At 56.5% G+C, this 26,145-nt stretch carries 26 protein-coding genes and 1 riboswitch; of the genes, 19 read left to right on the forward strand and 7 right to left on the reverse strand.

Annotation, left to right across the window (positions count from 1 at the left end):
- Positions 1 to 43: 43 nt before the first annotated feature.
- A complete protein-coding gene (locus tag AACT07_RS08025) occupies positions 44 to 2,476 on the reverse strand; it encodes a formate C-acetyltransferase/glycerol dehydratase family glycyl radical enzyme (protein ID WP_069527119.1) in 2,433 nt (810 codons plus the stop codon).
- Positions 2,477 to 2,480: 4 nt separating this feature from the next.
- Positions 2,481 to 3,377, reverse strand: a complete 897-nt coding sequence (locus AACT07_RS08030; RefSeq protein WP_069527121.1) for a glycyl-radical enzyme activating protein — start codon at positions 3,375 to 3,377, stop codon at positions 2,481 to 2,483.
- Positions 3,378 to 3,505: 128 nt separating this feature from the next.
- Here AACT07_RS08030 and fsa point away from each other — a divergent pair, with 128 nt between their 5' ends.
- Positions 3,506 to 4,159 carry a fructose-6-phosphate aldolase gene (gene fsa / locus AACT07_RS08035; protein WP_069527123.1) on the forward strand — a complete coding sequence of 218 codons (654 nt, stop codon included), beginning with the start codon at positions 3,506 to 3,508 and terminating at the stop codon, positions 4,157 to 4,159.
- Between the two features lie 131 nt (positions 4,160 to 4,290).
- Positions 4,291 to 4,470: a hypothetical protein gene (locus tag AACT07_RS08040; protein WP_069527124.1), complete on the forward strand. Its 180-nt coding sequence runs from the start codon at positions 4,291 to 4,293 to the stop codon at positions 4,468 to 4,470.
- A gap of 18 nt (positions 4,471 to 4,488) precedes the next feature.
- On the opposite strand, the gene AACT07_RS08045 is transcribed toward AACT07_RS08040, so the two are convergent.
- Complete coding sequence (locus tag AACT07_RS08045) at positions 4,489 to 5,688, reverse strand: HD-GYP domain-containing protein (protein WP_069527126.1); 1,200 nt, start codon at positions 5,686 to 5,688, stop codon at positions 4,489 to 4,491.
- Positions 5,689 to 5,856: 168 nt separating this feature from the next.
- Between AACT07_RS08045 and rsuA the strand changes: the two genes are divergently transcribed.
- Positions 5,857 to 6,549 (forward strand): 16S rRNA pseudouridine(516) synthase RsuA, encoded by a 693-nt coding sequence (rsuA, locus tag AACT07_RS08050; protein WP_021231067.1) that lies wholly within the window; start codon positions 5,857 to 5,859, stop codon positions 6,547 to 6,549.
- A 19-nt stretch (positions 6,550 to 6,568) separates the two neighbouring features.
- Here rsuA and AACT07_RS08055 read toward each other — a convergent pair whose 3' ends face one another.
- Positions 6,569 to 7,468: a DMT family transporter gene (locus tag AACT07_RS08055; RefSeq protein ID WP_069527128.1), complete on the reverse strand. Its 900-nt coding sequence runs from the start codon at positions 7,466 to 7,468 to the stop codon at positions 6,569 to 6,571.
- A 156-nt stretch (positions 7,469 to 7,624) separates the two neighbouring features.
- Here AACT07_RS08055 and AACT07_RS08060 point away from each other — a divergent pair, with 156 nt between their 5' ends.
- Positions 7,625 to 9,262 (forward strand): peptide ABC transporter substrate-binding protein, encoded by a 1,638-nt coding sequence (locus AACT07_RS08060; protein WP_069527129.1) that lies wholly within the window; start codon positions 7,625 to 7,627, stop codon positions 9,260 to 9,262.
- Between the two features lie 10 nt (positions 9,263 to 9,272).
- The gene (yfcE, locus tag AACT07_RS08065; protein ID WP_069527131.1) at positions 9,273 to 9,815 is read left to right on the forward strand and encodes a phosphodiesterase; all 543 of its coding nucleotides are present in this window, start codon (positions 9,273 to 9,275) and stop codon (positions 9,813 to 9,815) included.
- Between the two features lie 36 nt (positions 9,816 to 9,851).
- On the opposite strand, the gene AACT07_RS08070 is transcribed toward yfcE, so the two are convergent.
- The 3 genes from AACT07_RS08070 to flgA form a co-directional block, all read right to left on the reverse strand.
- Complete coding sequence (locus AACT07_RS08070; protein WP_069527133.1) at positions 9,852 to 10,268, reverse strand: flagella synthesis protein FlgN; 417 nt, start codon at positions 10,266 to 10,268, stop codon at positions 9,852 to 9,854.
- The gene (gene flgM / locus AACT07_RS08075) at positions 10,265 to 10,585 is read right to left on the reverse strand and encodes a flagellar biosynthesis anti-sigma factor FlgM (protein ID WP_005334177.1); all 321 of its coding nucleotides are present in this window, start codon (positions 10,583 to 10,585) and stop codon (positions 10,265 to 10,267) included. The genes AACT07_RS08070 and flgM overlap by 4 nt, the downstream gene beginning before the upstream one ends.
- A 91-nt stretch (positions 10,586 to 10,676) precedes the next feature.
- The gene (gene flgA, locus AACT07_RS08080; protein WP_083249932.1) at positions 10,677 to 11,360 is read right to left on the reverse strand and encodes a flagellar basal body P-ring formation chaperone FlgA; all 684 of its coding nucleotides are present in this window, start codon (positions 11,358 to 11,360) and stop codon (positions 10,677 to 10,679) included.
- Positions 11,361 to 11,504: 144 nt separating this feature from the next.
- Here flgA and AACT07_RS08085 point away from each other — a divergent pair, with 144 nt between their 5' ends.
- The 14 genes from AACT07_RS08085 to mgtE all read left to right on the forward strand — a co-directional run bounded on the left by AACT07_RS08085 (position 11,505) and on the right by mgtE (position 26,117).
- The gene (locus AACT07_RS08085; RefSeq protein WP_005334174.1) at positions 11,505 to 12,416 is read left to right on the forward strand and encodes a chemotaxis protein CheV; all 912 of its coding nucleotides are present in this window, start codon (positions 11,505 to 11,507) and stop codon (positions 12,414 to 12,416) included.
- 17 nt (positions 12,417 to 12,433) lie between these two features.
- Positions 12,434 to 13,258, forward strand: coding sequence for a CheR family methyltransferase (locus AACT07_RS08090; RefSeq protein ID WP_069527135.1), 825 nt, complete (start codon positions 12,434 to 12,436; stop codon positions 13,256 to 13,258).
- 296 nt (positions 13,259 to 13,554) lie between these two features.
- A complete protein-coding gene (flgB, locus tag AACT07_RS08095; protein ID WP_005334169.1) occupies positions 13,555 to 13,953 on the forward strand; it encodes a flagellar basal body rod protein FlgB in 399 nt (132 codons plus the stop codon).
- The gene (flgC, locus tag AACT07_RS08100; RefSeq protein ID WP_069527136.1) at positions 13,953 to 14,372 is read left to right on the forward strand and encodes a flagellar basal body rod protein FlgC; all 420 of its coding nucleotides are present in this window, start codon (positions 13,953 to 13,955) and stop codon (positions 14,370 to 14,372) included. Before flgB ends, flgC begins: the two co-directional genes overlap by 1 nt.
- Before the next feature lie 15 nt (positions 14,373 to 14,387).
- Positions 14,388 to 15,128: a flagellar hook assembly protein FlgD gene (locus tag AACT07_RS08105; RefSeq protein WP_069527138.1), complete on the forward strand. Its 741-nt coding sequence runs from the start codon at positions 14,388 to 14,390 to the stop codon at positions 15,126 to 15,128.
- A 10-nt stretch (positions 15,129 to 15,138) separates the two neighbouring features.
- Positions 15,139 to 16,476: a flagellar hook protein FlgE gene (flgE, locus tag AACT07_RS08110; RefSeq protein WP_069527140.1), complete on the forward strand. Its 1,338-nt coding sequence runs from the start codon at positions 15,139 to 15,141 to the stop codon at positions 16,474 to 16,476.
- Positions 16,477 to 16,620: 144 nt separating this feature from the next.
- A complete protein-coding gene (gene flgF / locus AACT07_RS08115; RefSeq protein WP_005334159.1) occupies positions 16,621 to 17,367 on the forward strand; it encodes a flagellar basal-body rod protein FlgF in 747 nt (248 codons plus the stop codon).
- A 14-nt stretch (positions 17,368 to 17,381) separates the two neighbouring features.
- Positions 17,382 to 18,170 carry a flagellar basal-body rod protein FlgG gene (flgG, locus tag AACT07_RS08120; protein WP_005334158.1) on the forward strand — a complete coding sequence of 263 codons (789 nt, stop codon included), beginning with the start codon at positions 17,382 to 17,384 and terminating at the stop codon, positions 18,168 to 18,170.
- A 14-nt stretch (positions 18,171 to 18,184) separates the two neighbouring features.
- The gene (gene flgH, locus AACT07_RS08125; RefSeq protein ID WP_005350662.1) at positions 18,185 to 18,856 is read left to right on the forward strand and encodes a flagellar basal body L-ring protein FlgH; all 672 of its coding nucleotides are present in this window, start codon (positions 18,185 to 18,187) and stop codon (positions 18,854 to 18,856) included.
- An 8-nt stretch (positions 18,857 to 18,864) separates the two neighbouring features.
- On the forward strand, positions 18,865 to 19,962 hold the full coding sequence (locus AACT07_RS08130) for a flagellar basal body P-ring protein FlgI (RefSeq protein WP_069527141.1): 1,098 nt from the start codon (positions 18,865 to 18,867) through the stop codon (positions 19,960 to 19,962).
- Positions 19,963 to 20,005: 43 nt separating this feature from the next.
- Entirely contained in the window at positions 20,006 to 21,079 is a 1,074-nt protein-coding gene (gene flgJ / locus AACT07_RS08135) for a flagellar assembly peptidoglycan hydrolase FlgJ (RefSeq protein WP_069527143.1), read from the forward strand.
- Between the two features lie 3 nt (positions 21,080 to 21,082).
- Entirely contained in the window at positions 21,083 to 23,086 is a 2,004-nt protein-coding gene (locus tag AACT07_RS08140) for a FlgK family flagellar hook-associated protein (RefSeq protein ID WP_069527145.1), read from the forward strand.
- Positions 23,087 to 23,090: 4 nt separating this feature from the next.
- Positions 23,091 to 24,299: a flagellar hook-associated protein FlgL gene (gene flgL / locus AACT07_RS08145; RefSeq protein WP_069527146.1), complete on the forward strand. Its 1,209-nt coding sequence runs from the start codon at positions 23,091 to 23,093 to the stop codon at positions 24,297 to 24,299.
- A 182-nt stretch (positions 24,300 to 24,481) separates the two neighbouring features.
- Positions 24,482 to 24,651: riboswitch (M-box (ykoK) riboswitch) on the forward strand.
- Positions 24,652 to 24,773: 122 nt separating this feature from the next.
- Positions 24,774 to 26,117, forward strand: a complete 1,344-nt coding sequence (mgtE, locus tag AACT07_RS08150) for a magnesium transporter (protein WP_019446139.1) — start codon at positions 24,774 to 24,776, stop codon at positions 26,115 to 26,117.
- The last annotated feature ends 28 nt before the right edge of the window (positions 26,118 to 26,145 follow it).

Here is a 26,145-nt window from a genome sequence, read left to right on the forward strand (position 1 = left end):
CTTGCCAATCATATGACGTCACTGGCGCCATGGGTGCGCCCCGTCAGAGACTGTGCTCGGTGCGGGCGATGATATCATCTTGCGCATCCGGGGATAAGGCGGTGAAGAAGGCTGAATAGCCCGCCACCCGTACCACCAGATCCCGGTACTGATCGGGATGGGCCTTGGCTGCCAGCAGGGTCTCGCGCGAGACGATGTTGTACTGCACGTGCCACCCCTTGTGCACCTCGAAGAAGGTGCGCAGCAGGCTCATCAGCTTGGCCTTGTCCCGCTCGTTCTCAAGGCTCGCCGGACTCAGCTTCTGGTTGAGCAGCACCCCGCCGAGGATGGCCGCCGTGGGCAGCTTGCCGATGGAGTTGAATACCGCCGTCGGGCCGAGACGATCCGAACCTGACGACGGGCTGGCCCCTTCCGCCAGCGGCGTGCGGGCGTGGCGCCCATCCGGGGTGGCCATGGTGGCAGCACCGAACGGCACGTTGGCGGAGATGGAGGAGGTGCCCGCATAGTAGGTGCCACCGATGGGGCCGCGGCCGAAGCGGGTGTTGTGCAACCCCTTGAGTTCATCGATATAGCTCTGGTAAGCCTGCACCAGCAGCAGGTCTACCTCGTCCAGATCGTTGCCGTATTTGGGGGCGGCATTGGTGAGGCGCTGGCGCAACTGCTCCCCCGCCAGCCCGGCAAAGTCTTGCTCCAGCGCGGCAGCCAGCTCTTGCTGCCCCACCACACCCTGTTCGAACACCAGTTTCTTCAGGGCCGCCAGACTGTTGCCGAGGTTGGCAATCCCCACCTGCAGACCGGATACCCAGTCATAGACGGCGCCCCCCTCCTTGATGGTCTTGCCGCGCTCGATGCAGTCATCTACCAAGGTGCTGCAGAGGATGTCGTGGGCCTGCGCTTCCAGCACGCTGTCGACCACGCAGTCGATCTCGATGGATTTGCGGGTGAAGTAGCGCACCTGCTCATCCCAGCGGGCCATCACTTCGTCAAAGTTGCCAAAACTCCCGTCTTGCAGCGACTGGGATTGGGGCAGGAATACCTTGCCGGTGGTGGCATCGCGGCCACCATCGAGGGAGGCCAGCAGGATGCGGGCGAAGTTGATAAAGCTCATGCCGGTGCAGCGGTAGCCCCACTTGCCGGGCACGGCGGTCTCAATGCAACCGATGGCGGCGTAGTGGTGGGCATCCTCCACGCTCACCCCGAGCTTGATGAACTCGGGGATCACCACCTCGTCGTTGTTGAAGGCGGGCATGCCGAAGCCGCAGCGGATCACCTGAATGCAGGCGTCGAGGAAATCCTCGCTCATCCCGGCGTGGTAGCGCACCGAGAGGTTGGGCTGGGTGGATCTCAGCTGGCCGCAGGACTCCAGAATCGCGTAGGAGAGGCCATTGACTGCGTCATGGGCAGTGCCATCTCGCCAGTTCTGGCCGCCGATGGTGACGTTTTGATAGAGCGGGCTGCCGGCGGAGGCTTTGGAGTGGGTGCCGGAGCGGATCTTGTTTACCTCCAGCAGTTTGAGCCAGCACCCTTGCAGCAGCTCGATGGCGCGCGTCCGAGGCAGGGATTCCGACAATTCCACCTCGCGGCGATACCAGGGGTAGAGGTACTGATCCATCCGGCCAAACGACACCGAGTGACCGTTGGATTCGATCTGCAGGATGAGCTGGATAAAGTAGCAGAGCTGCAGCGCCTGCCAGAAGGTCTCGGGGGGCTGGTGGGCGATGTGGGCGCAGTTGAGCGCGATGGTCTCAAGCTCGTTTCGGCGCTCGGGGCGAGATTCTTGTGCTGCCATATCATGGGCAAGTGCGGCGTAGCGCGCGATGTGATCGCTGACTGCCTCCAGGGTGATGGCGACGGCGTGCAGGAACTGCTCGCGCTGCAGATCGGCCCAATCCGCCAAATCCAGCCGACTGCGGCGCTCGGCCACCTTGGCCTTGAAGCCATCGAGACCCAGCGTGAGCAGCTGCTCATAGTTGACCGCGAGGTGGGCATCTCCCGAGGTCATGTTGCCCTCGGCCTTGATGATGCCGCTCTCCAGCAGCGCTTTTTGCTCGTCGGTAAAGAGGCCGAAGCAGCGATCCTGCACCGTCTGGCCGCGCCAGAAGGGGGTGAGGGCGTGGATGATCGCCTTTTCGGTTTCGCTGACTGCAAAACCGGCGCCGGGACGGTCTGCCAGCTCGTCGATCTCCTTCTCAATCCAGCTCACCGTGTATTCGGGAAACAGTGGTGCCGCCCGTACCTGACTGGCCTGATTGCCGACGATCAGCTCATCGTGTTTGATCCAGGTGGTGCGCTCCTTGAGGTGATGGGCCAACGCCAGAGCGCGGCGCACCGGCAGCGGCCGGGCGAGATGAGCCTGATAGGCCTCGGTGTAGTGGCGGGCACGCTCGGTGCAGACCGGCGGCTGAACGATGTGGATCAGGCTCTCTTTGTGGGCGCGGATCCGCGGGCTGAGGGTATTGAGGTCGAGCTGGGTCATGATCTTATCCTCTGGTCACAGGGGTCAGCCCCTGACGTTGGGCGTATGCATGGGCAAAGTGGAGTAAATCGGGGTCGTCGAGCGGTGTCTCTGGCGCCTGATAGGGCAGATCCAGCAGGGCATATTTGCCCACGCCTAAGGTGTGGTAGGGGAGGAAGTGGATCTCCTGCACGGTGCCGAGGCTGGCGGCGGTGTCGGTGATGGCTTCGATCGATGCGCGGTCGGCATTGAAGCCGGAAATGAGCGGCACCCGGATCTGCATCGGCACGCCGTGCTCGGCGAGGCGTTTAAGGTTCGCGATGGGCAACTCCACTTTGCCGCGGGTCCAGTGGAAGAAGCGTTCTTTATCCACGTGTTTGAGATCCGCCAGCACCAGATCCAATGAGGGGAGGCTTGGCTCAATCTGGTGCCATGGCACATGGAGGCAGCTCTCGACCGCGGTGTGCAGCCCTTCGGCCTTGCAGCGGGCCAGCAGGTTGGCTGCAAATTCGGGCTGCATAAACGGCTCGCCACCGGAAAGGGTGACGCCACCGCCGCTGCGCTCGAAGAAGGGGCGATCCCGCAAGATGGTGTCCATCAGGGTGTCCAGGGTGTCATCCCGACCGCACACCTGCAGCGCTTCGCTGGGGCAGAGGCCGCGCAGCCGTTCCATATCATCGGCTTTGAGGGCAGAACGGGTGAGCTGGATGCCCTCGCTGTCACGCAAGATTGCCGGACAAGCCTGGCTGCAGAGCTGGCATCCCTCGATGCACTGGCGCCGGTCGAGTAGTATGTCCGGCTTGGGAGAGCGGCTTTCCGGGTTTTGACACCACAGACAGGCCAGCGAGCACCCCTTGAGAAACACCAGGGTGCGAATGCCGGGGCCGTCGTGAGTTGAATATCGTTGCAGGTCGAAAATCATACCGCCTCCTTTTGTATTTGCATTCTATTTGTTTTCATTCGAAAGTTTATTTGATTTCGATCAAGCTATTTGCAGATGTTTTATCGCTAGAATGGCGACATATTGAACATCCCGTTAAGGAGTTAGAGATGGAGCTGTATCTCGATACCGCCGATGTGGCTGCAGTGCGTCGCTGGTCACGGATCCTGCCGTTGGCCGGTGTCACCACCAATCCTTCCATTACCGCCGCCGGGGGATTGCCGCTGAGCGAGCTGCTGCCCGCCCTGCGCGACGTGCTGGGGCCCAAGGCGCGCCTGTTTGCCCAGGTGATGGCCAAAACCGAAACCGAGATGGTGCGCGAGGCATTTGCCCTGCGTGAGCTGGACCCGGATCTGGTGATCAAGATCCCGGTATGCGCAGAGGGGCTGGCGGCCATCAAGAGCCTGACCGCCAACGGTGTGCCGACTTTGGGCACCGCTGTCTATACCCCGCTGCAAGGTTGGCTGGCGGCGGTGGCGGGGGCGGAATATGTCGCGCCCTACGTTAACCGGCTGGATGCCCAAGGTGGCGATGGCATTGCCACCGTGCAGGAGTTGCAACAGCTGCTTGCGCTGCACGCACCGAACAGCAAGGTGCTGGCGGCGTCATTCCGTACCCCGCGCCAAGCGCTCGACTGCCTGCTGGCCGGTTGCCAATCCATCACCTTGCCGCTCGACGTGGCGGAGCAGTTGCTGAACGTGCCTGCGGTGGATGCGGCGCTGGTGAAGTTTGATCAGGATTGGCTGCGCGCTTTCGGTCGCTGATCCCGGTGACAAGCTGATTGCCGTGATTGAGGGGGGAGGGTGAAGAAGCGCGGGTGATGGGGATTGACCGACTAGACTGGAAAGAGGTGGCCACGTTCGCGGGTCGCCCTGCAGTCTACCGGAGGTATCCCATGAGCGACCATCTGCTACTCCCCCATGGTGAAGATTTGCGTCGTGCGGCCCTTTGGCTCAGCGAGCACCACCAGCACGATATCGCCGCCATTGAAGAGGCCAGCCTGCGTTTTGATCTCTCGCCGCTGGATGAGGAGTTTCTGATCCGGCACTGGCTCGACAGGCAGCGCCAATCATGAATATCTGAGGTGAGAGATTTAGAAGAAGTTGGCGAGGTTGATGCCAAACTCTTTGGGGTCGACCGTGTTTTCGATGCTCTCCTGCACCCCTGACTTGGCCAGATCCAGCCACTGCACGTCGAGGTAGTGACGCTGGGTGGCGTGATAGATCACCTTGACCACCGGCTTGAGCGGCTGCTGCTCGTTGCGCTGCATCACGATAGCAAGGCGCTGGTTTGAGAGCTGTACCAGAGTGCCCACCGGATAGACTCCCATGCACTTGATGAACTTGGTGACCAGTTCGGCATCAAAGTGCTGATTGATCCCCTTGAGCAGAATGCGGAAGGCCTGGGTCGGCTGCATACCTGCTTTGTAGACCCGATCTGCAGTGATGGCGTCATAGACATCGACGATGCCGCTCATCCGGGTATAGAGGGAGAGCTGCTCCCCCTTCAGTCGCTGCGGGTAGCCGGAGCCATCGAGCCGCTCGTGGTGGTTGGCGGCCACCTCCAGCATGGTGGGGGTAATGCCAGGGGTATTGCTGAGGATCTCGTAACTGTGCACCACATGCTGGCGCATGATGGCGAACTCCTCATCGGTCAGCTTGCCCGGTTTGTGGAGCACCTCGTCCGGAGTCATGATCTTGCCCACGTCGTGCAGCAGGCCACCCAGGGTCAGCTCCTTGAGCACGCTGCGTTCCAGTCCCAGATAGCGGCCGAAGTTGGCCAGCAGAATGGCCACGTTCATGGAGTGCTCCATCAGGTAGGCATCCTTGGCGCGAATACGGGCCAGACAGAGCATGGCATCGCCGTGGGTGAACATGGTGTCCACCATCTCTTCGGCGACTTCCGCCAGCGGAGTGATGTCGATGGGCTCACCCGCTTTGAGGTGGCGAATGAACTTGCCTTGCAGCTCGCGCGCTTCCTGATAGAGGCGTCGGATTTTAAGCTCCCGTCCTTCGCCGTTGGCACTGGCCCGGCGCCCTACCTGGGCGCTGTTGGCATTGAGGTTGGGGGAGGTAACGGCGTCACTCTCGGCACTGCCCAGCTTGCTGCGGGCCAGATCGATGCGTACCGTGAGCACCCCCTGACGCACCAGATTGGCAATTTGCGCCACGTTAGTCACCAAGCCCATCTGGGCGATCTCCATCCCACCTGTCTGGCTGGCGATAGCAATGACATACATGCCGGGTTTCAGCTGGTTGACGGGAATGACGGGATAGGATGCTTGAGACTTCATGAAGGCTTCCTGACTCTTATTATTATGAGTATCGTTCGGATGGGTCACACCGGAGAAGTGTAACATCGGATGACCAGTTCGTCATAATTGGCAACCCCTTAACAGTGGCGTTGTCGCCCCCGCCCGATATAATGACGCCCCTTTACTTGTTGGACTCCGAGGTTGTGAATGCGGCTTGATAAATTTCTGTGCGATTGTTCCGATTTGACCCGCTCGCTGGCAGGCAAACTGATCCGTCAGGGTGAGGTCATGGTGGATGGCATTGTTGTCAAGCAGCCCGCCTTTCATATCAATGAGCAGAGCCAGATCGAGTTTGACGGCGTGCTGCTGACGCTGGAGCAGCGCAACCGCTATTTCATGCTGCACAAGCCGGAAGGTTACGTCTGCTCCAACGAGGATCCGGATCACCCGACCGTCTTCTTCCTGATGGATGAGCCGGCGATGGGCAAGCTGCACGTGGTGGGGCGCCTCGACCTCGATACCACGGGTCTGGTGCTGGTGACCGACGACGGCCAATGGTCCCACCGCATCACCTCGCCGCGCCACGAGTGTGCCAAGACCTATCACGTCTGGTTGGCCGATCCGGTGAGCCCGGATGCGATCGCGCTGTTCGCCGAAGGGGTCTACCTGCGTAACGAGACCGATAAAACCCGTCCGGCCCAGCTGGAAATTCTCGGCGAGTGCGAGGCCCGCCTGACCATCCACGAAGGCAAGTACCATCAGGTCAAGCGGATGTTTGCCTCCATCGGCAACAAGGTCGTTGGCTTGCATCGCGAGCGGGTGGGCGGTCTGACGCTGGATGAAGAGTTGGCACCCGGTGAATATCGTGAGCTGACCGCTGAGGAGATAGCCCTGTTCTGATCTGGGATGGTGCCGGGTGTCACTGAGTGCTGAAACCCAGCACCAGCGCCGTGCCCAGGGTGGCAATCAGTGCCCCCGCCCAGGCGGCAACGGATGGCCGCTCCCCCGAGTGCCACCACAACAGCGGCAGCAGCAGTACCGGCGTGGTGGAGGAGAGAATGGCCACCATGCCCACCTCTCCCTGCCGCAACGCCATCAGGATCAGCGTCATCCCCAGCCCCATCGCCAGAAAACCGTTGGTGGCAATCATGGCGAGGATATGGCGATTGACCGGTTTGAGCGGCATGGCCAGCGGCAAGCGCCCCAGCCGAAGGACGCAATGGGCCAGCAGGGCACTGCCCATCCGGATACCCGATGCACTCACCGCATCCACCTCACCACTCATCATCACCGGTTTGGCGATGATGGCTCCCACGCTCTGACACAGTGCCGCCGTCAGGCCAAGGCCAATTCCCAGCGCCAGATTGCCACGGATCTGCTCCCACTCGTTGCTGCTACTGCGTCTACCAAACAGGATCGCCAGCATCACGCCGGCAAAGACCAGCATGGCCCCCAGCAGTCGCCAGCCGGTCAGCTGTTCATTAAAGAGCCAGAGCCCAAGCAGGGCGGAAAACAGCGCATGGCAGGAAAAAAGCAGGGCACTGCGTCTTGGCCCCAGCCGGTTCATGCAGGCAAACAGCGCCGTGTCGCCGACGAAGATGCCGACCAGCCCCGAGATGGCGAGCAGGGGCAGGGCGCTTGCGGTGAGGGTTTGCCAGCCGCCAGTGAGCAGACTCATGGTGCCGAGCATCAGGCTGACCAGAAACATGCGCCAGCGGCTGTAAGCAAATGCGCCGAGATGACGGGCCGGTTTGACCGAAATTAGCGCTGCAACTGCCCATAAACTGGCCGACGCGAGGGCCAGCCACTCATAGCCCATAAAAACTCCTGAAAAAATTAACCCGAAAGACTCCATCTCCCGGGCAAGCCCGATACAATACGGGGCGTTTTCGGGGATAACAAGAGCGGCATCAGGCATTCATCAGGCGCGCCGTCGGCCTTCCCCTCCTGCAGTGGTGTTATTCGAGGTTTTGTCATGAGGTATGGTTTCTTCCCCAAGCTGGCACAACGCTGGCTCTCCCCGCTATTGCTTGCCGTGCTGGCTGGGCCCCTGGCCCATGCCACCACCGTTGAGCAGCAGCCTCTGCTTGCCGATCGGCAAACCCTGGTCAAGGGCAACGGTGCCGAGCCGGAGTCACTGGATCCGGCGCTGGTGCGATCCGGTTTTCCGGGGGAGGCGGTACTGGTCGATCTGTTTGAAGGGCTGGTCAGCGAAGATGGTCAGGGGCATATCGTCCCTGCTCAGGCACAGCGCTGGGAGGTGAGTGAAGATGGGCTGGAGTGGCGATTCTTCCTGCGCCCTCAACTGAAATGGTCCAATGGCGAGCCGCTGGTGGCCGCTGATTTCGTCTATGCCTGGCGCCGTCTGCTCGATCCGGCCATCAACTCCCCTTCTGCCGGATTGCTGCTGGCCACGGGGATCAACAATGCGCAATCCATCTATGCCGGTGCGCTGGAGCTCGGCAATCTTGGCATTGAAGCGCAAAGCGATCAGATTTTGAAAATCACCCTGGAGCGGCCGGCTCCCTATTTCCTGCAGCTCATCAGTCAGCGCCCCTTTGTGCCGGTCAATCAGAAGGCGATAGCTAAATTTGGCAAACAGTGGACCGAGCCCGGCAAGCTGGTGAGCAATGGTGCTTACCGGCTGACAAGTTGGACGCCAAACGAGCGGATAGAAGCCGAGCGCAATATCCACTACTGGGATGACCTTCACACCCGTATCGGACGGGTCACCTATCTGCCTATCACCTCGCAACATGCCGAACGGCTGCGCTATGAGGCTGGTGAAATACAGCTCACCAACAAGGTCTCCCTCGGCTATTACCAGAAGATGAAGCGCGAATCTCCGGAGCGGCTCTGGGGCTTGCCGCTGTTTGGCACCTATCTCTATGCGTTCAATCTGAAACGCCCCGAACTGCAGGATGTGCGGGTGCGTCAGGCGCTCTCCATGGCGGTTGATCGACAGCAGCTCATTGGATCGGTGAGCGGGCAGGATGAACAGGCGGCATGGTCGCTGTTGCCGGAGATGCCGGGTTACCCCCGGGTGATATTGCCTGTGGCGCTTGAAGATATGCCAACCCGCCAGGCCAAAGCGGCAGCGTTGTTGTCAGCGGCCGGGTATAACAGTGCCAATCCACTCAAGCTGAGCATTACCTACAACAGCGCAGAAACCCACAAGCAGATGGCGATGGCCATTGCCGCCATGTGGCAGAAGCTGGGGGTACAGGTCACCCTCAACAGTCTGGAGTGGGGCGCCTATCAGGTGGCCAAGGATAGCGGTGATTTCCAGGTAGCCAGAAGCTTCCTGTTTGGCGATTACGTGGAGCCGTCTGCCATGTTGGGCAGCTTCCGTTGTCAGGATCTGCGCAACGAGAGCGGCTACTGCAATCCCGACTTTGATCTGTTGCTGGAGCAGGCTGCCAATACGCTGGACAGCGCGAGCCGTGTTGAACTCTACCGGCATGCCGAACAGTTGCTGCTTGAGGAGGCGCCGATCCTCCCCGTGTATCATTACAATCAGATGAGACTGGTTGATCCCACCCTGCGGGGACTGCCCAGCCAGAATTTGAAAGGGACGATTGCCACCAAGGATCTCTATTTCAGCCCGCAGTGAGGAGCATTTCATGAAACTTGCCATCATTTCCGACATCCACGGCAGCATCATTGCGCTGGAGCGAGTGCTGACCCAACTTGAGCCCTGGCAGCCGGATCACTATCTGCTGCTCGGCGATCTGCTTAACCATGGCCCGCGCAATCCTCTGCCGGAGGGGTATAACCCGGCTGCGGTGGCCGATCGGCTCAACGAGTTGGCTCCGCAGATCATCGCGGTGCGGGGCAATTGTGATTCCGAAGTGGATCAGATGCTGTTGCGCTTTCCCATCACCGCCCCCTACAACCAGCTGCTGGTCGATGAGCGGCGCTGGTTTGTCAGCCACGGCCATCTTTATCGCCCGGACGAGGTACAACTGCCGGAGGGCAGTCTGTTCCTGAGCGGCCACACCCATGTGCCTGTGCTGGAGTGGCAGAGGGAGCGGGTATTGATGAACCCGGGGTCGATCTGTTTCCCGCGCGGCGAGTTGCCTGCCAGTTACGGGAGCTATGAGGACGGGGTACTGCGCGTCAATGCGTGTGAGGACGGGCGAGAGCTGTTGCGACTGGTGCTTTAAAACGGACAGCAAAAATGCGAGGCCTGATAAGAGATGTCAGGCCTTGATACCGTAGGAGCGGGTGCCAGAGCGAGTGTTGCCCTTGGCGTCATAGGTCAGGCTGTTGCGATCGCGCAGCTGACTCAGAAAGGTTGCCAGACGACGGTTGGAGACGATGCTCAATTCAAGCAATCGACCGTTGATATCATTTTGTGCCTGGCAGGCATCCAGTTTTGCACGAAGCTGCTCCATCTCGTCGGGATAGGCTGCCAGCTGCAGTGCCAGTTCCGGCATCTCTGCCAGTGTCTTGTCCAGAGTTTCTATCGCAGCAAGCAACTGCTGTTTGCGCTCGGTCAGTGCGGGCAGGGCCAGTGCCTGATGCTGTTCGAGCAAGCTGAACTCCTCTTCCAGAATGCCTTGCATCTGGCTGAGGTAATCATCTTGGGTGTGCAGTAACGAAGGTAAATCCATCATCCCAGAACTTTGTCCAGATTGGCCTCGAAACTGAACATCTTCTTGGCCACAGCGTCGCTGTTAACCTGATATTCGCCACTCGCGACGGCTTTTTTCAGCCGTTCGACCTTGCTCTCATTGCCGGTCGAGGCGGTATTGAGGTTTTGTTGCATCTTTTGCAATTGTTGCGCCTCACTGGTCAAGGAGACGGAGTCCAGCTTGACAGTAGCCGCTTTGTTTTCGGGCGATGAGGTGACTGACTTGCTGCCTGTCCCCTGGCTATTAGCGGTATTTTGCAACCGATTATTCGCCAAGTTGTTGATATTGTTGATGGCCATTTTAGTTACCTTCGTCTGCTTTAAGGTTTGCTTACCTGTTTATCGGTGCGGCAGATCAAAACTTTAGAAAAAAGTTGTCAAGGATCCGGATTTAAAAAGTGACCGATACGGCACCTACCGCACTGACTTTACCCTCAACGGTTTTGCCGGAGCGAATATTGACGAGTTTGATGATCTCTCCAAAGCTGCCATCTTGCAAGGCTCGGGCCATGGTTTTGATCTGGAAGTTGCTGTTTTCTGCCGTCAAGGTGACCTGATCCCCTTTGCACACGACACAAACCTGGCTCAAACGGATGGGTTGCCCCGGTTTTAGCTCCCGCTTGCTGCGTACACCGACAAGAGGGGCAGTGTCAGTCAGGTAGTCGCCACGGATCAGGGTCTGATCCTGATAGGCCAACACCAACTGGCTTTCACTCAGCAGGTCGCCCTTGGCGATGGGGTTGGTCACAGTGACATAGGGCTTTTGAATACTGACCCGCACCGGGAGATAGACGTCCCAGGGTTTGTCTTCCTCACACTTAAGGTAAACTGTTGTATTACGGCGAATTTCCATTTTTGCTGGTAAGCTGATAGTGAGCAGATCTTCGCAGCGGGTCAGTGGGAGCCGTTCATCCAGTGTGGCAGAGGTGACCTTGGCTCTGGCATCCAACGGAATATCCAGCTGGCTGTAAACGAACTCTTGTGCCTTTTCTTGCAGATAAGTAGTGACGTCCGAGGCGTAGCTGGAAGATATGCTGCCAAAAAAGAGGCTGATGAGTAAAAGTCGGTTAATCATTTTCGCTCGTTGGTCGATAAGTTGTTCACGCATATCACCATATTTAACTATGATTGCTTCAGAATCTGTTCGTTGTCACATCGATAGTCTGACGCAATCCATCACGCATGCATGATTAATGCCAAGCGTTTTTAGGGAGTGTTTATGGCCAGTATCCTGGACTCGGTCAACCAACGTACCCAGCTAGTGGGGCAAAACCGGCTGGAGTTGTTGTTGTTTCGTCTCAATGGACGTCAAAGATTTGGCATCAACGTATTCAAAGTGCGTGAAGTGTTGCAGTGTCCCCCCTTGACCGTGATGCCCAAATTGAACTCCTGCATCCGCGGGGTCGCACATATTCGTGGCCAGACTATCTCGGTCATCGACCTCAGCATGGCTGTTGGCAAACGCCCGATTGATGATCTGAGCAAATGCTTCATTATCATCTCCGAGTACAACCGCTCTATTCAGGGCTTTTTGGTGCATTCGGTCGAGCGCATTATCAATATGAACTGGGAATCCATCCTGCCTCCGCCCAAAGGTGCGGGTCGCATCAACTACATGACAGCCGTGACAGAAGTCGATGGCGAGTTGGTCGAAATCCTCGATGTTGAGCGGATATTGAACGAAATTTCGCCGGTTGCAACGGATGTGAGTGAGGAGTTGGTTCAGGCCAGCGTCGACCACCCGACTCTGGGGCGTCCTGTTCTTGTTGCGGATGACTCCTCAGTGGCACGCAAACAGGTACAACGTGCGCTTGAGGCTATCGGTGTCGAGTGCGTGTTGGCAAAAGATGGCCGCGAAGCATTGAACATGCTGCTGGAAATGACCAAAAATGGTCCTATCAAGGATCAGGTTGCGCTGGTTATTTCGGATATCGAAATGCCGGAAATGGATGGCTATACCTTCACTGCCGAGATCCGGAATAATCCCAATCTCAAGGATTTGCATGTTATTCTGCATACCTCGCTCAGTGGAGTATTCAACCAGGCAATGGTGCAGAAAGTTGGTGCGAACAATTTTATCGCCAAGTTCCAGCCTGATGAATTGGCCAAGGCCGTACAAAACGCACTCTAATAAAGAAGAACAGCTGCATGAAGACACTTTCGGACGACTTATACAAACAGTTCAGCAACTTTCTGGCGGTACAGAGCGGAATTGTGCTGGGGGATAACAAACAGTATCTGGTGAAGAGCCGTCTTTCACCTTTGATGGCTCAGTTTGGCATCGAGAGTCTGTCTGATCTGGTTACCCGTGCAATGAGTGTGCGAGAGCGTGACCTGAAAATGGCCGTGGTGGATGCCATGACGACCAACGAGACCCTCTGGTTTCGTGATACCTATCCGTTTCAGCTTCTTACCGACAAGATTTTCCCCGAGTTGGGGAAAAGTGGCCGCCCCATCAAGATCTGGTCAGCCGCATCCTCGTCAGGTCAGGAGCCCTATTCCATTGCCATGACGGCACTGGAGCAGCAGATGAAAAAGCCGGGTACCTTGCCTGGTGGCGTGCAAATTGTCGGGACGGATATTTCGACGACCATGCTCAATCAGTGTAAGGAAGGCGTTTACGATAGCCTTGCTCTGGCACGCGGTTTGTCACCGGAGCGCAAGAAGATGTTTTTTGAGCCTTACGGTGAAAACAAGATGCGGGTTGCCGAGCGAGTCAGAAAATTGACCACCTTCCGGCCACTCAACTTGCTGGAGAGTTATAGTCTGCTCGGCAAGTTTGACATTATCTTTTGCCGTAACGTGCTCATCTATTTTGCGCCGGAAGTGAAGTCGAAGATCCTCAACCAGTTTGCTGCCAGTCTCAATCCCGGTGGATATCTGATGCTGGGAGCGTCGGAGTCACTGGCAGGGTTGACCGACCGGTTCGAGATGATCCGCTGCAATCCGGGGATTGTCTACAAGGTCAAATAGGCCTGACCGCCTTGATATTCGGGGTTTTACCGGATATAGCCAGTTCATACAAAGAGGGAAGCAGCGAGCTTCCCTCTTTCTTTATCTACAGCTCAGTCTTTCTATTTACCTACCATATCTCGCCACTGCAAAAGTGGTTGAAGCCTTAAGGTGGCCAAATGATGCCGTCTGACTCAAGGCACGAGATGCTCCTGCCGTTTTCGGTCTGAAATGTGCTCATACCCAAACCATCGAACTGAGTGATTTGCTTATGGCACACCTCTTGCAAACAAAATATACCAAGCAGGAGGTGTGCTATGGCTCTTTCATTTGACAAGGCATTCGGTGTGCATCAACACACCATAAGCGTTCGCGCCAAGCGTGCTGAGGTGCTTTCCAGCAATATTGCCAACGCAGATACCCCAGGCTTCAAAGCCAGGGATATCAATTTTGCTCAGGCATTGCAGGAGGCTCAGTCGCATCAGGGTTTTGGTTTGGCAACGACCAGCGAAAAGCACTTTGCCTTGAATATGGACGCTCCGGGTACTGTGCAATATCGCAACCCGCTGCAACCGGATACCGGTGACGGCAATACAGTCGATGTGCAGCAGGAGCGCAGCGAATTTCTGCGTAATAGCCTCGAGTATCAAACCTCCCTTGAATTTATGAATAGCAAGATCAGTGGCCTGCTCAAGGCCCTGAAAGGAGAGCAGTGATGAGTTTGTTCAAGGTCTTTGACATAGCAGGCTCGGCTATGAGCGCACAGTCAGTGCGCCTCAACACGGTTGCCAGCAACATGGCCAATGCGGACAGCGTCAGCTCCAGTGTGGAAAATACTTACCACGCCAGGCGGCCAGTCTTTGCCGCCCAGCTCGATCAGGCGATGTCTGACAAGCAGGGCTCGGTCGGGGTTCAGGTGAAGGGGATTGTCGAGAGCAAGGCGCCACTGCTCAAGGAGTACAATCCCAACCACCCGATGGCGGATAAAGACGGTTTTATCTTCAAGCCAAACGTCAACATGGTTGAAGAGATGGCCGACATGATCAACGCCTCGCGCAGCTACCAGACCAACGTACAGGTTGCAGATTCGGCCAAGAAGATGCTGCAGCAGACGCTCCAGCTTGGCAAATCCTGATAGGAGGTATGCAGCATGGTCGATACAACCAATAATGTGAACGGCATCAGCCGTACCACGACCCAGACGACAGGCACCACTACAACGCCGAAGAAAGAGCTGGATCAGGCTTCATTTATGAAGCTGCTAACAATGCAATTGTCGTATCAAGACCCCTTCAAGCCTGTCGACAATGCCCAGATGCTTTCCCAAATGGCGTCCATGTCAACTTCGGAGGGGATCAGTAGTTTGTCTACCCAGATGGGGAAACTCAATGACCAGATGATTTCCAGCCAAGCCCTGCAAGCATCCTCTTTGGTAGGTCAAAATGTGCTACTGCCAAGCAATATAAGCTATTTAGACAAAGACGGGCCACTATCAGCAGTCGTAGCAGTTGGTACTACTAATAAATATGCGAATATCAAAATCACTATCGAAGACGAAAAAGGACAAGTTATCAAAGAGTTTCCTCTGGAAGGAGAGCAAAAAGGTAACGTTGAAGTTGCTTGGGATGGTACAGACAAGGCTGGTAACCGAGTTTCTGCAGGCAAATATGTCGTCAAAGCCAGCGGTACTCTTGATGGCAAGTCGGAAAATATAGCTGCATACGCTTATGCCAAAGTGGATAGCGTTGCCTTGGGTAATGCAACCAACCCTACTCGCCTCAACTTGAGAGGGCTGGGGAGTGAATATTTGAACAATATTCTGCAAATTTCAGGAACCAATTCAAATCCGACGGTTACACCGTCAAAAACCACGTCGACAGCATCGATCTAAGGAGCTGGATATGTCATTTAACAATGCCTTGAGCGGTGTCAACGCGGCACAAAAAGACTTGAACGTCACCGCCAACAACATTGCCAACGTTAATACCATGGGCTTTAAAGAGTCCCGAGCAGAGTTTGCGGATGTTTACGCCAACTCCATCTTTGTCAATGCCAAGACCCAGGTCGGTAATGGTGTAGCGACAGGCGCGGTTGCTCAGCAGTTTCACCAGGGGGCGCTGCAATTTACCAATAACGCACTGGATCTGGCTATTCAGGGTAACGGCTTCTTTGTGACCTCTGACGGTCTGACCAACCTGGATCGCACCTATACCCGTGCCGGCGCCTTCAAGCTCAATGAAAACAGCTATATGGTCAACAATCAGGGCCATTACTTGCAAGGCTATGAAATTAATCCTGATGGTACGCCCAAGGCAGTCAGTATTAATGCGACCAAGCCTATTCAAATACCTGATAGGGCTGGTGAGCCTAAAATGACTTCATTGGTGGAGGCAAGTTTTAACTTGAGTATAGATAGTAAAACAAAGCCTACTTTGCCCGCTAATTTTGACCGCACTAACTCGTCAACATATGCTCATTCAACATCTGTAACTATTTATGATTCGCTTGGTGCCCCCCATACAATCACCAAATATTTTGTCCGCCACGAGGATCCGGCTAATGCGGGGCAGCCTCTGAATCCGGGAACTTGGAGTATGTTCATGTATGAAGGGGACAAGCCTATAAATATTGATGGTGGTACGGCGAGTCCAGGTGCAGGTATTCCCACTGGTCTGCAGATGACATTTACTCCTTCGGGTAAGCTGGATACAACAATACCGGTTGCGCCTATCAAGACTGTTGCGTTGGGCAATGGCGCCGGTGGAGCAGGGATTATCAATAATGGTGCAGATCCGACCCAGACGTTGGAAATTCGTCTTGGGACTGTTACCCAATACAACTCACCTTTTGAAGTCAACAAATTGACTCAGGATGGTGCGACAGTGGGCCGTCTAACAAAGGTTGAAATTACGCCAGACGGTGTTGTTTCTGCCACGTACAGTAATGCTACGACGTTAAAAGTGGCTATGGTTGCGCTGGCCAAGTTTGCGAACTCGCAAGGATTGACTCAGGTTGGTGACACATCTTGGCGGCAGTCCCTGCTCTCAGGGGATGCATTGCCTGGTACTCCTAATTCAGGTACGTTTGGTAGCATAAAATCTTCAGCGCTGGAGCAGTCCAACGTGGATTTGACCTCGGAGCTGGTTGACCTGATCACGGCCCAGCGTAACTTCCAGGCCAACTCCCGTTCTCTGGAGGTCAACAGTTCGCTGCAGCAAACCATCCTGCAGATCCGTTAATCTCGCAATACATGATAATGAGAGGGGGCTTGGCCCCCTCTCTGTTTCTGTCGGATTTTCATCCTCCTTATCCCCCCATATTTCTGCTATTGGCACTCTAATTGCATTTCTCCTGTCAGAGTCATCTGTTTGACGGAGAATTCCATGGATCACCTGCTTTATATCGCCATGTCCGGGGCCAAAGAGACCATGAACAGCCTGGCTGTTCGGGGCAACAACCTCGCCAATGCCAATACCACCGGCTTCAAGTCCGATTTCGAGCAGGCCAGAAGCATGCAGGCGTTCGGAGAGGGCTTGCCAAGCCGGGTGTTTGCCATGGCTGAGCGCCCGGGTCAGAACCTGCAGCATGGCATGCTGATGACCACCGGACGGGATCTGGACGTGGCGGTGGATGGTCCAGGCTGGATTGCCGTGCAGGATCCCAAGGGCGGCGAGGCCTATACCCGCATGGGGAATTTGCAGGTCAATGCGACCGGCAACTTGCAGACCTCGACAGGCCTGAATGTGGTGGATGACGGCGGTCAGCCAATCGTGTTGCCGATGCCGATGGAGAAACTCGAGATCAATCGGGATGGCACCATCAGCGGTCGTCCGGAGGGGGCGGCCGCCAACTTGCCGGAAGATTTTCAGCGGATCAAGCTGGTCAACCCGGCCGCCGATGCGGTGGAGAAGGGGCAAGATGGTCTGTTTCGCCGCAAGGATGGCCAGAATGAACCCGCCTCTGCCAATGTCGGTCTGATTGCCGGCTCCCTTGAGGGGAGCAACGTCAATGTGGTGGATGAGATGACCAACCTGATCCGGCTGCAACGCCAGTTCGAAACTCAGGTCAAAATCATGAAGACGGCCGAAGAGAATGATGAAGCTCAAACCCAACTGCTGCGAATCAGCTAATCAAGGAGTTACCTATGAATCCCGCACTCTGGATCAGCAAGACCGGGTTGGATGCACAGCAGACCAATATTTCGGTTACCTCGAACAACCTGGCGAACGCCAGCACCGTGGGCTTTAAAAAGTCACGGGCCATCTTTGAAGATCTGCTGTATCAAAACATCAACCAGCCCGGTGGCCGCTCCTCTGCCGATACCGAGCTCCCCTCCGGCCTGATGCTGGGGGCGGGTGCCAAGGTGGTGGCGACCCAGAAAAACCACAGCCAGGGCAACGTACAAACCACTGACAACTCGCTCGACTTGATGATCAGTGGTCGTGGCTACTTTGAAATTCAGCTGCCGGATGGTAGTGCGGCCTATACCCGCAACGGTCAGTTCACCCTCAACGATGAAGGGACCATAGTGACCCCGGGTAATGGCTACCCGCTGCAACCGGAAATCCAGATCCCGGAGAACGCCCAGAGCGTTACGGTGGGTGAAGATGGCCAGGTCTCGGTGCAGCTCAAGGGCGATGGCGCTTCTCAGGTTGTCGGTCAGATCAACATCTCCGACTTCGTCAACGCCAGCGGCTTGCAGCCGATGGGGGAGAACATGTTTGTCGAGACCCAATCCAGTGGTGCTGCCGCGCAGGGGACTGCCGGTGCCGATGGCTTGGGGGTGATCAAGCAGGGGATGCTGGAGACTTCCAACGTCAACGTGACCGAAGAGCTGGTGAACCTCATTCAGGCTCAGCGGGTCTACGAGATGAACTCCAAGGTGCTCTCCGCCGTGGACGGCATGATGTCCTTCCTGATCCAGCGTACCTAATTAGGAGGTGCATGATGAAAGCCGTATGGATGCTGGGATTGTTGGTGCTGGGAGGGTGTAGCAGCACTCCCAATACGCCCAAGCCTGATGATCCCGAGTTTTCCCCCGTCTACGGGGAGTCGGAGCCGGTGTCGGTGCGACCGACAGGGGCGATTTTCCAGCCGGATCAGGTCAATGGCATCTATTCGGATATCAAGGCACACAAGGTAGGCGACATCATTACCATCGAGTTGTCGGAGTCGACCTCCGCCTCGAAAAAGGCCAATACCCAGAGTGGCAAGAATAACAAGTTCAATCTGGACCCGGTCAAGTTGGGTGGCGTGCCCGTGACCGCCAGCCCCTATGATCTCTCAGCCTCCATTGCTCAAGACAGCGCGTTCAAGGGCCAGGCCAAGGCGGATCAGAGCAACAGCCTGCAGGGCAATATTTCGGTCAGCGTGGCCAAGGTACTGCCCAACGGCAATCTGGTGGTGCGCGGAGAGAAGTGGATCATGCTCAACAATGGCAATGAATATATCCGGATCACCGGCCTTATTCGCCCGGAGGATGTGACGTCTGATAACAGTGTTTCGTCCCAGAAAGTGGCCAATGCCCGCATTTACTACGGTGGTACCGGCGATCTGGCCAATAGCCAGGAGCAAGGGTGGCTTACCAGCTTTTTCAATGGTCCCTGGTGGCCGCTCTAGGAGATGTTATGAAGTCACTCCGTCTTGTCACTCTGCTCTGCTGTCTGCTGCCCTTGGGTGTGGCCAATGCGGCCCGGATCAAGGACATCAGCTCGGTTGAAGGGGTGCGTAACAACCAGCTGATTGGTTACGGTCTGGTGGTAGGGTTGCCCGGCACTGGCGAGAAGAACAACGCCTTCACCGAGCAGACCTTCCGTACCATGCTTAACAACTTTGGCATCAAGGTGCCGGATAACATCAAGCCCAAGATCAAGGATGTGGCGCCGGTGGCGATCCATGCCGACCTGCCCCCCTTCTCCAAGCCGGGCCAGACCATCGACGTAACGGTGTCGGCCATTGGCGAGGCCAAGAGCCTGCGGGGCGGCACTCTGCTGCAAAGCTTCCTGAAAGGGCTCGATGGGCGGGTCTATGCGGTCGCCCAGGGCAGTCTGGTGGTCGGTGGTCTGGGGGCTGAGGGGGCTGATGGTTCCAAGGTAGTGATCAATACCCCGACCGTCGGGCGGATTGCCAACGGTGCGACCGTGGAGCGGGAGGTGCCCAACTCCTTCAGTCAGGGGGACACCATCACCTTCAACCTTAACCGACCCGACTTTACTACAGCGCGCCGTCTGGCCGATGTGGTCAACGATCTGGTGGGGCCCAATACCGCTCAGGCGCTCGATGCCACCTCGGTCAAGGTCTATGCCCCGCGAGATCCGGGTCAACGTGTCTCCTATCTCGCCACCATCGAGAATCTGGAGGTGGATCTGGCCAACGAGGCGGCCAAGATCATCGTCAACTCCCGCACCGGCACCATAGTGATCGGCAGTCAGGTCAAGCTCAAACCGGCGGCCATCAGCCATGGCGGATTGACGGTGACCATCGCCGAAAACCAGCAGGTCTCCCAGCCCAACCCGTTGGCGGGAGGAGAGACGACGGTGACAAACAACTCGACCATCAATGTCCAGCAGGAGCCGGGGCGGATGTTCAAGTTTGATACCGGTGCGACCCTGGACGATCTGGTCCGGGCGGTCAATCAGGTCGGGGTCGCCCCGGGTGATTTGATGGCCATCCTTGAGGCACTGCAGCAGGCAGGCGCCATCGAGGGGCAACTGGTCATATTGTAACAAGCGGCAAGTGGTTGCCACGGGTGGCAATGAGGTAAGCAAAATGGCGGAGTTTGACAGCAACAGCGGCATGAATCTCGGGATGGTACAGGACATCAAGAACCTGGATCGTCTGCGCCAGATGAGCCAAAGCAAAGAGGGACAGGCCGAAGCGCTCAAGAGTGCGTCACGCCAGTTCGAGTCAATCTTTACCCAGATGCTGTTTCAGAGCATGCGTCAGGCCAACGGGGTGTTGACTCAGGACAACCCGATGAACAGCAGCTATACCCAGTTCTATGAAGGGATGCTTGATGAGCAGCGGGTTGCCGACATGTCCAGCAAGGGGGGACTGGGATTGGCTGACATGGTGGCCAAGCAGCTCTCTCCCGAGACCTTTACCCATCAGGATGGACGGGTGCTCAAGATGCCGCAGCGTACCGAACGGACCTACAAACCCTATCAGCCACCCACGGCCGCTGCCGATGATTTGATCGCGGCATCAAAAGTTGGCAAAGATTTTGCTGAAAGAGAGATGACCGAGGGGGTCAAGGAGAGCCACGCACTCACTATGCCCCGTCGACCGCACCGCAGCATTCCGCCCATGGGACGCATGGCCAGCGAAGAGGGCAGTGCCACCGGTAGTGGGGGCAAAGAGTTCGATACACCGGAAGAGTTTGTTAATCGCCTGATGCCGCTGGCCAAGAAAGCGGCCGACAAGTTGGGGTTAAGCCCGGCGGTACTGGTCGCTCAGGCGGCACTGGAGAGCGGTTGGGGCAAGCGGGTGATCAAGGATGGCGAGGGGCAGGTGACCCATAACCTGTTTGGCATCAAGGCCGATCCGCGCTGGGAAGGGCCAAAGGCGGTGGTCAGCACGCTCGAGTATGAGCAAGGCGTCGCCTCCCGCCAGAAAGCGGCATTTCGCTCCTATGAGTCGTTTGAAGAGAGCTTCAACGACTATGTGGACTTCCTCACTTCCGGCTCTCGCTACAAGGGCGCCCTGGCGAAGGTGGATAGTCCTGATCGCTACTTCGAGGCGCTGCAACAGGCGGGTTATGCCACCGACCCGCACTACGCCAGAAAATTGAAACAGGTATTGCGCAGTGACGCCATTGCCCAATACAACGAGATGGAGCTGTAACGTATGGCAAGCGACCTGCTTGGGATTGGTTCATCGGGCGTGCTGGCACAGCAACGCCTGCTGCAGACCACCAGTAACAACATAGTGAACGTCAATAGCCAGGGCTATGTGCGTGAGCGTACGCTGGTGTATACCAATACCATCGGCCTGGGGACCGGTGACATCAAGACTCAGCGGGTAATCAACGACTATATGCAGGGGGAGGTGCGCCGTGATACCTCCGCCTATCATGCCTCCCTGACCCATTATGAACAGCTGGCTGGCGTTGACAGCTTGCTTGGGGATACCAGCAACAGCGTGGGGGCGGCCATCACCTCCTACTTCAAGTCATTTCACTCTGCCAATGAATCGCCTGCCGAGATCGGTGGGCGCAAGGTGGTGATGACGGAGTTGAGTGGCATGGTCAACCGTTTTCATACCCTCTCGGCGCAGCTCGACAAGCAGAGCGATACCCTCAACACCCGCATTGAAGATGAAACCAAGCAGGTCAACAGCCTGCTCACCAGCATCAATGATCTTAATCAGGCCATCATCCGCACCCAGGGGTCACCCGAAGAGAACCTGATGCTGTTTGATCAGCGGGATGAGGCGATCCGCCAGCTGTCGGAGAAGATGGATATTCGTACCGTAGCCCAACCCAACGGCAGCATGCTGGTCAATATGAGTACCGGCCATTCGCTGATCCTCGATGGGGGCGTCGCCCAGTTCAAGGTGATTGCAGGAGATCCTGACTCCCGGGATCAGGAGCTGCAGCTGACCCTGGGGGCGAACAAGGCAACCATCGACCACGATACGTTTGGTGGCGCCATGGGGGGGCTGTTCAAGGCGCGTACCGACCTTGAGCCGACCAAGCGCGAACTGGGGCAGCTGGCCGTGGCGATGGCGGATGCGATGAATCAGCAGAACCGCCTCGGGATGGATCTGGATAACGAGATCGGCGGCGATATTTTCACCATGCCTGCCAGCAAGGGCTTACCCTACGGCAATAACACGGGGACGGTCGGTGCGAATGTCAGCTTTGTGCCGGGCAAGGGGACATCAGTGACCCCGTTTGATTACGAAGTGCAATTTAGTAGTGCCACCGGTTATGAGGTGTTCTCGCTGGACAAGTCTGGCAATCGTACCTCTGTGAGTACGGGGACCATGCCGCCAGCGACCTTTGAGCTGCCTGGGCATGGGATCTCGATCGATCTCACCGGTACGCCGGCTGCTGGTGACAAACTGTTGCTGCAACCGACCAAAAGTGCGGCCGCCGGTCTGGGTCAGCTGATCACCCGACCGGAAGATTTGGCCCTGGCCTCTCCGCTTAAAGCGGAAAAGACCACCAACAATGGCGGCGGGGCTGATATCAAACTGGGTGGCGTATTCAATACAGGTGCGGGGTCAGGTTTTGGTACCAATAGTCTGAGCCCGACAGCGCCTCAGGTCGTCAAGATTGACGCCAACGGTAACTATCAGGTGTTTCAAGCCGATGGCACTACCTTGATTGGCACGGCCCCTGCGAGCAGCAAGGGGCAGAATTTAATGGCAGCCTTGCAACTGCCACCACCCACTGGTGGACCAGCTTATCCAAATCCGAAACAGGCCCCCGGCTACGAGTTCAGCATCACCGGAACGGTGGATGCCGGTGACAGCTTCAAGCTCAGTTACAACAGCAATGGCTTTGCCGATAACAGCAATGGCCTGGTTCTGGCCGAGCTGCAAAACAAGGATCTGGTGCGCAAGAGCACCAATGGTGGGACGACCAACGACAAGATGACCTTCAATCAGGCCTATTCCGGGTTGGTGATGGAAGTGGGCAACAATACCAGTCAGGCAAAAACGCTGCTCAAGGCCAATGAGTCCAAGCTTATCCAGAGTACCGGCATCTTTGAAAGCGTGTCTGGGGTCAATCTGGAGGAGGAGGCGGCCAATCTGATCCGCTTCCAGCAATCCTATGCGGCATCGGCGCAAATTGTCAGCACGGCCAAAACTATTTTCGATACACTGCTCTCTTCCGTGAGGTAACGTCATGCGCATCACCACCAACATGATCTACGACCGGAATATCTATTCCCTCAACAGTGCCAACGAGCGGTTGAATACTGCCTACCAACAGCTGCAAACCGGTAATAAATTTCAGACTGCCGGCGAAGATCCCGCGGGGATGAGCCAGAAGATGGCACTGACCAAGGAGATTGACCTGTTCAAGCAGTACAGTGTCAATGGCAGCTTGCTGGAAAACAGCCTGGGACATGAGGAGACGGTATTAACGTCGATTAATAATGCGATGCTTAGTGCCCAGACCCTGATCCAGAAGTCAAATAACGGCTCTATCAGTGACGATGATCGCAAGGCCATTGCCAGCGAGCTTGAAGGGTTGCAGCAGCAGATGTTTGACCTGATGAATAGCAAAAATTCCTCGGGTGAATTTATATTTGGCGGCAATCAGAGCAAGACCCAGCCATATATAAAAGACGCTAACGGAAAATATATTTATCAGGGGGACCCAGGTCAGCGAAATATTCAGGTCTCACCCACAGTACAAATCGCTGCCAATGATTCCGGGCAGGATCTGTTTGAAATCGTGGCGACCAGAAGAACCGCCAGTGCAACCACCGCAAATATCAAGGTCGGGATAGGCGATCAGGGTAACTTTGATAATTTCTATAAGTCCAATTATAACTCGGCACTGCCCAGCAACACTTATACCGTATCAACCACCATAGGTCCGCCTGATACCTATGATATCAAGGATGCCGGTGGCAATACGTTGCAAACGGGTAACTACACTGCTGGCACCAAGATCCCCTTTAATGGTCTGGAGTTGACCCTTGATTTGCCTGCAGGTGGTGCGGCTCAGCAGTTTGATCTTAATCCACCGAAGAATGACAACATATTGAATGGTATGTCGGATTTTATTACGGCTCTGCGAGATCCGGCTATTTCTGCCGAGACCTTCGAGCAGAAAATAGCCGATGCCACCGTTCATATGAAAAATGCCCGCCTGAATATCGATCATGGGTTGGGTGAGTTGGGCGGCCGGATGAACAGTCTGGAACAGGCCATGGGCTCCAATGAGGGATTGAGTACCCTCAACGCCGAGGCGAGAGCCAAGGTGTCGGAAGCGGATCTCTATGAAGTGATTTCCGCGCTGTCAAAAGAGGATGCGGCATTGAGTGCCTCGCAACTCTCTTTCAGCAAAATAAGCCGTTTGACACTGTTTGACTATATTCGCTAATTAAAGAAAGGCCCCTTTGGGGCCTTTCTTTAATCACGGTTTTGTAGTTTGGTTCAGTGTCATCTCCTGCCAATTGTAACAAGCTGTTGCCGTTGCCGATTTAATGGTGGTTGCGGGGTTGACCTCCCTGCGGGATTGGATAATCATGCCGCCCGCACAACAGAGGGTTGTGCGAATTATTTGCAGCATCTCGTTAGGCGAGGCTCCTGTATAAACACAGGCCACTGATCTCACGACGTCCAGAGACGCCCAAGATCAGGACAGTTTTCATCGGATTAAGGTGTAAACCCAAGTGGCTTCCGGCATGCCGGATACGTTATGCAGTGCTAAAGCTGGTACGTGGGGATGATGACACGCCGAACGGCGTCATTTCCTGCCTATTACTCGTCAATCAAATTGCTGTTTTCTTGTCGTTGCCTCCGGCTATTTCCGGAAGCATTCAGGTTCGCCTGAAATCACATGAGGATATCTGTGATGAAGAAAACACATACCATTCTTAACCGTCACCAACTGCTCGATCTGGCCGCCCTGCAAGGTTGGCTGGAACATAATCTGGATCCGGTGCAGCGCGCCGATCAACTGCTGACCCTGCGTCCGGAAGAGCTCAACTGCATCTTTGATACCCTGCCAATTCCGCAAGGTGCCGAACTGCTTGGTTCACTCTCTGCCGAGAGTGCCGGGCGCCTGTTGCAGCGGCTCCATGGTAGCATCGTCAGCGTGTTGCAGGAGGCCATTCCCCGTCGCGAGATGGTCGCCATCCTGCGCAAATTGGGTCGTCAGGATCGCACCATGTTGCTGGCTCGCTTCCCGACCCAGGCGCAGGCCATGTATTACTCCCTGCTGGATTGGCCCACCGAGTCGGTGGGGGCCAACATGCGCCACGAATATCTGGCGGTACGGGAGGAGGACACGGTCGGCCACGCCAAACAGCTGATCCACGATGCCTGGGACAATGCCCAGCTGTTTCGCCATATCTATGTGGTCAACGGGGATGGTCGTCTGCAAGGGAGCCTCTCCCTCAAGACCTTGCTGATCGCCGACCCGCTGGCCAGCGTTGCGACCCTGATGGATCGGGAGACGGTGCGGATCAACGCCCGGGCGGATCAGGAGTTGGCAGCGCGCCTGCTCATCGACCGCGACCTGTCGGTATTGCCGGTCGAGGATCAAGGACGACTGGTCGGAATTTTCCACGTCGATGATGCAGCGGATATTCTGGAGCTCGAATCCACCGAGGATGCCGAGATGCAGGGTGGCTCATCACCGCTCGATACCCCTTACTTGCAGGCGACGCCCTGGCAGCTGTGGCGCAAACGGGTGGGCTGGCTGCTTATCCTGTTTGTGGCGGAAGCTTACACCGGCACTGTTCTGCGGGCATTCGAGGAGCAGCTGGAAGCGGCTATCGCGCTGGCCTTCTTCATTCCGCTCCTGATCGGTACTGGCGGTAACAGCGGCACCCAGATCACCACCACCATAGTACGTGCCATGGCGGTCGGGGAGGTGAGCCTGCGCAATCTCGGCACCGTGCTGAAAAAGGAGCTCTCCACCGGTCTGCTCATCTCGGGTGCCATTGCCATGGCGGCCTGGGTACGGGCATGGAGTCTCGGCGTCGGTCCCCAGATTGGCATGGTGGTGACTTTTACCATCATCGCCATCGTGCTCTGGAGTGCCACGGTCGCATCCATTATTCCCATGGTGCTGCGTCGTTTCCGCATCGATCCGGCGGTGGTCTCTGCGCCATTCATCGCGACACTGGTGGATGGCACCGGCCTTATCATCTACTTCGAGATGGCCAAGTGGTTGTTGCCCGAGCTGCAGTAAGCCAGAACCTGAGAATGCAAAAGGCAGC

It is taken from the genome of Aeromonas sp. ANP5 (assembly GCF_963870295.1).
GTDB classification, from domain to species: Bacteria; Pseudomonadota; Gammaproteobacteria; order Enterobacterales; family Aeromonadaceae; genus Aeromonas; species Aeromonas veronii.

Excerpts from the sequence above, each read along its gene's own strand:
- AACT07_RS08025 (WP_069527119.1), bottom strand. The coding sequence starts at position 2,476 with ATGACCCAGCTCGACCTCAATACCCTCAGCCCGCGGATCCGCGCCCAC.
- AACT07_RS08030 (WP_069527121.1), bottom strand. The coding sequence starts at position 3,377 with ATGATTTTCGACCTGCAACGATATTCAACTCACGACGGCCCCGGCATT.
- fsa (WP_069527123.1), top strand. The coding sequence starts at position 3,506 with ATGGAGCTGTATCTCGATACCGCCGATGTGGCTGCAGTGCGTCGCTGG.
- AACT07_RS08040 (WP_069527124.1), top strand. The coding sequence starts at position 4,291 with ATGAGCGACCATCTGCTACTCCCCCATGGTGAAGATTTGCGTCGTGCG.
- AACT07_RS08045 (WP_069527126.1), bottom strand. The coding sequence starts at position 5,688 with ATGAAGTCTCAAGCATCCTATCCCGTCATTCCCGTCAACCAGCTGAAA.
- rsuA (WP_021231067.1), top strand. The coding sequence starts at position 5,857 with ATGCGGCTTGATAAATTTCTGTGCGATTGTTCCGATTTGACCCGCTCG.
- AACT07_RS08055 (WP_069527128.1), bottom strand. The coding sequence starts at position 7,468 with ATGGGCTATGAGTGGCTGGCCCTCGCGTCGGCCAGTTTATGGGCAGTT.
- AACT07_RS08060 (WP_069527129.1), top strand. The coding sequence starts at position 7,625 with ATGAGGTATGGTTTCTTCCCCAAGCTGGCACAACGCTGGCTCTCCCCG.
- yfcE (WP_069527131.1), top strand. The coding sequence starts at position 9,273 with ATGAAACTTGCCATCATTTCCGACATCCACGGCAGCATCATTGCGCTG.
- AACT07_RS08070 (WP_069527133.1), bottom strand. The coding sequence starts at position 10,268 with ATGATGGATTTACCTTCGTTACTGCACACCCAAGATGATTACCTCAGC.
- flgM (WP_005334177.1), bottom strand. The coding sequence starts at position 10,585 with ATGGCCATCAACAATATCAACAACTTGGCGAATAATCGGTTGCAAAAT.
- flgA (WP_083249932.1), bottom strand. The coding sequence starts at position 11,360 with ATGATTAACCGACTTTTACTCATCAGCCTCTTTTTTGGCAGCATATCT.
- AACT07_RS08085 (WP_005334174.1), top strand. The coding sequence starts at position 11,505 with ATGGCCAGTATCCTGGACTCGGTCAACCAACGTACCCAGCTAGTGGGG.
- AACT07_RS08090 (WP_069527135.1), top strand. The coding sequence starts at position 12,434 with ATGAAGACACTTTCGGACGACTTATACAAACAGTTCAGCAACTTTCTG.
- flgB (WP_005334169.1), top strand. The coding sequence starts at position 13,555 with ATGGCTCTTTCATTTGACAAGGCATTCGGTGTGCATCAACACACCATA.
- flgC (WP_069527136.1), top strand. The coding sequence starts at position 13,953 with ATGAGTTTGTTCAAGGTCTTTGACATAGCAGGCTCGGCTATGAGCGCA.
- AACT07_RS08105 (WP_069527138.1), top strand. The coding sequence starts at position 14,388 with ATGGTCGATACAACCAATAATGTGAACGGCATCAGCCGTACCACGACC.
- flgE (WP_069527140.1), top strand. The coding sequence starts at position 15,139 with ATGTCATTTAACAATGCCTTGAGCGGTGTCAACGCGGCACAAAAAGAC.
- flgF (WP_005334159.1), top strand. The coding sequence starts at position 16,621 with ATGGATCACCTGCTTTATATCGCCATGTCCGGGGCCAAAGAGACCATG.
- flgG (WP_005334158.1), top strand. The coding sequence starts at position 17,382 with ATGAATCCCGCACTCTGGATCAGCAAGACCGGGTTGGATGCACAGCAG.
- flgH (WP_005350662.1), top strand. The coding sequence starts at position 18,185 with ATGAAAGCCGTATGGATGCTGGGATTGTTGGTGCTGGGAGGGTGTAGC.
- AACT07_RS08130 (WP_069527141.1), top strand. The coding sequence starts at position 18,865 with ATGAAGTCACTCCGTCTTGTCACTCTGCTCTGCTGTCTGCTGCCCTTG.
- flgJ (WP_069527143.1), top strand. The coding sequence starts at position 20,006 with ATGGCGGAGTTTGACAGCAACAGCGGCATGAATCTCGGGATGGTACAG.
- AACT07_RS08140 (WP_069527145.1), top strand. The coding sequence starts at position 21,083 with ATGGCAAGCGACCTGCTTGGGATTGGTTCATCGGGCGTGCTGGCACAG.
- flgL (WP_069527146.1), top strand. The coding sequence starts at position 23,091 with ATGCGCATCACCACCAACATGATCTACGACCGGAATATCTATTCCCTC.
- mgtE (WP_019446139.1), top strand. The coding sequence starts at position 24,774 with ATGAAGAAAACACATACCATTCTTAACCGTCACCAACTGCTCGATCTG.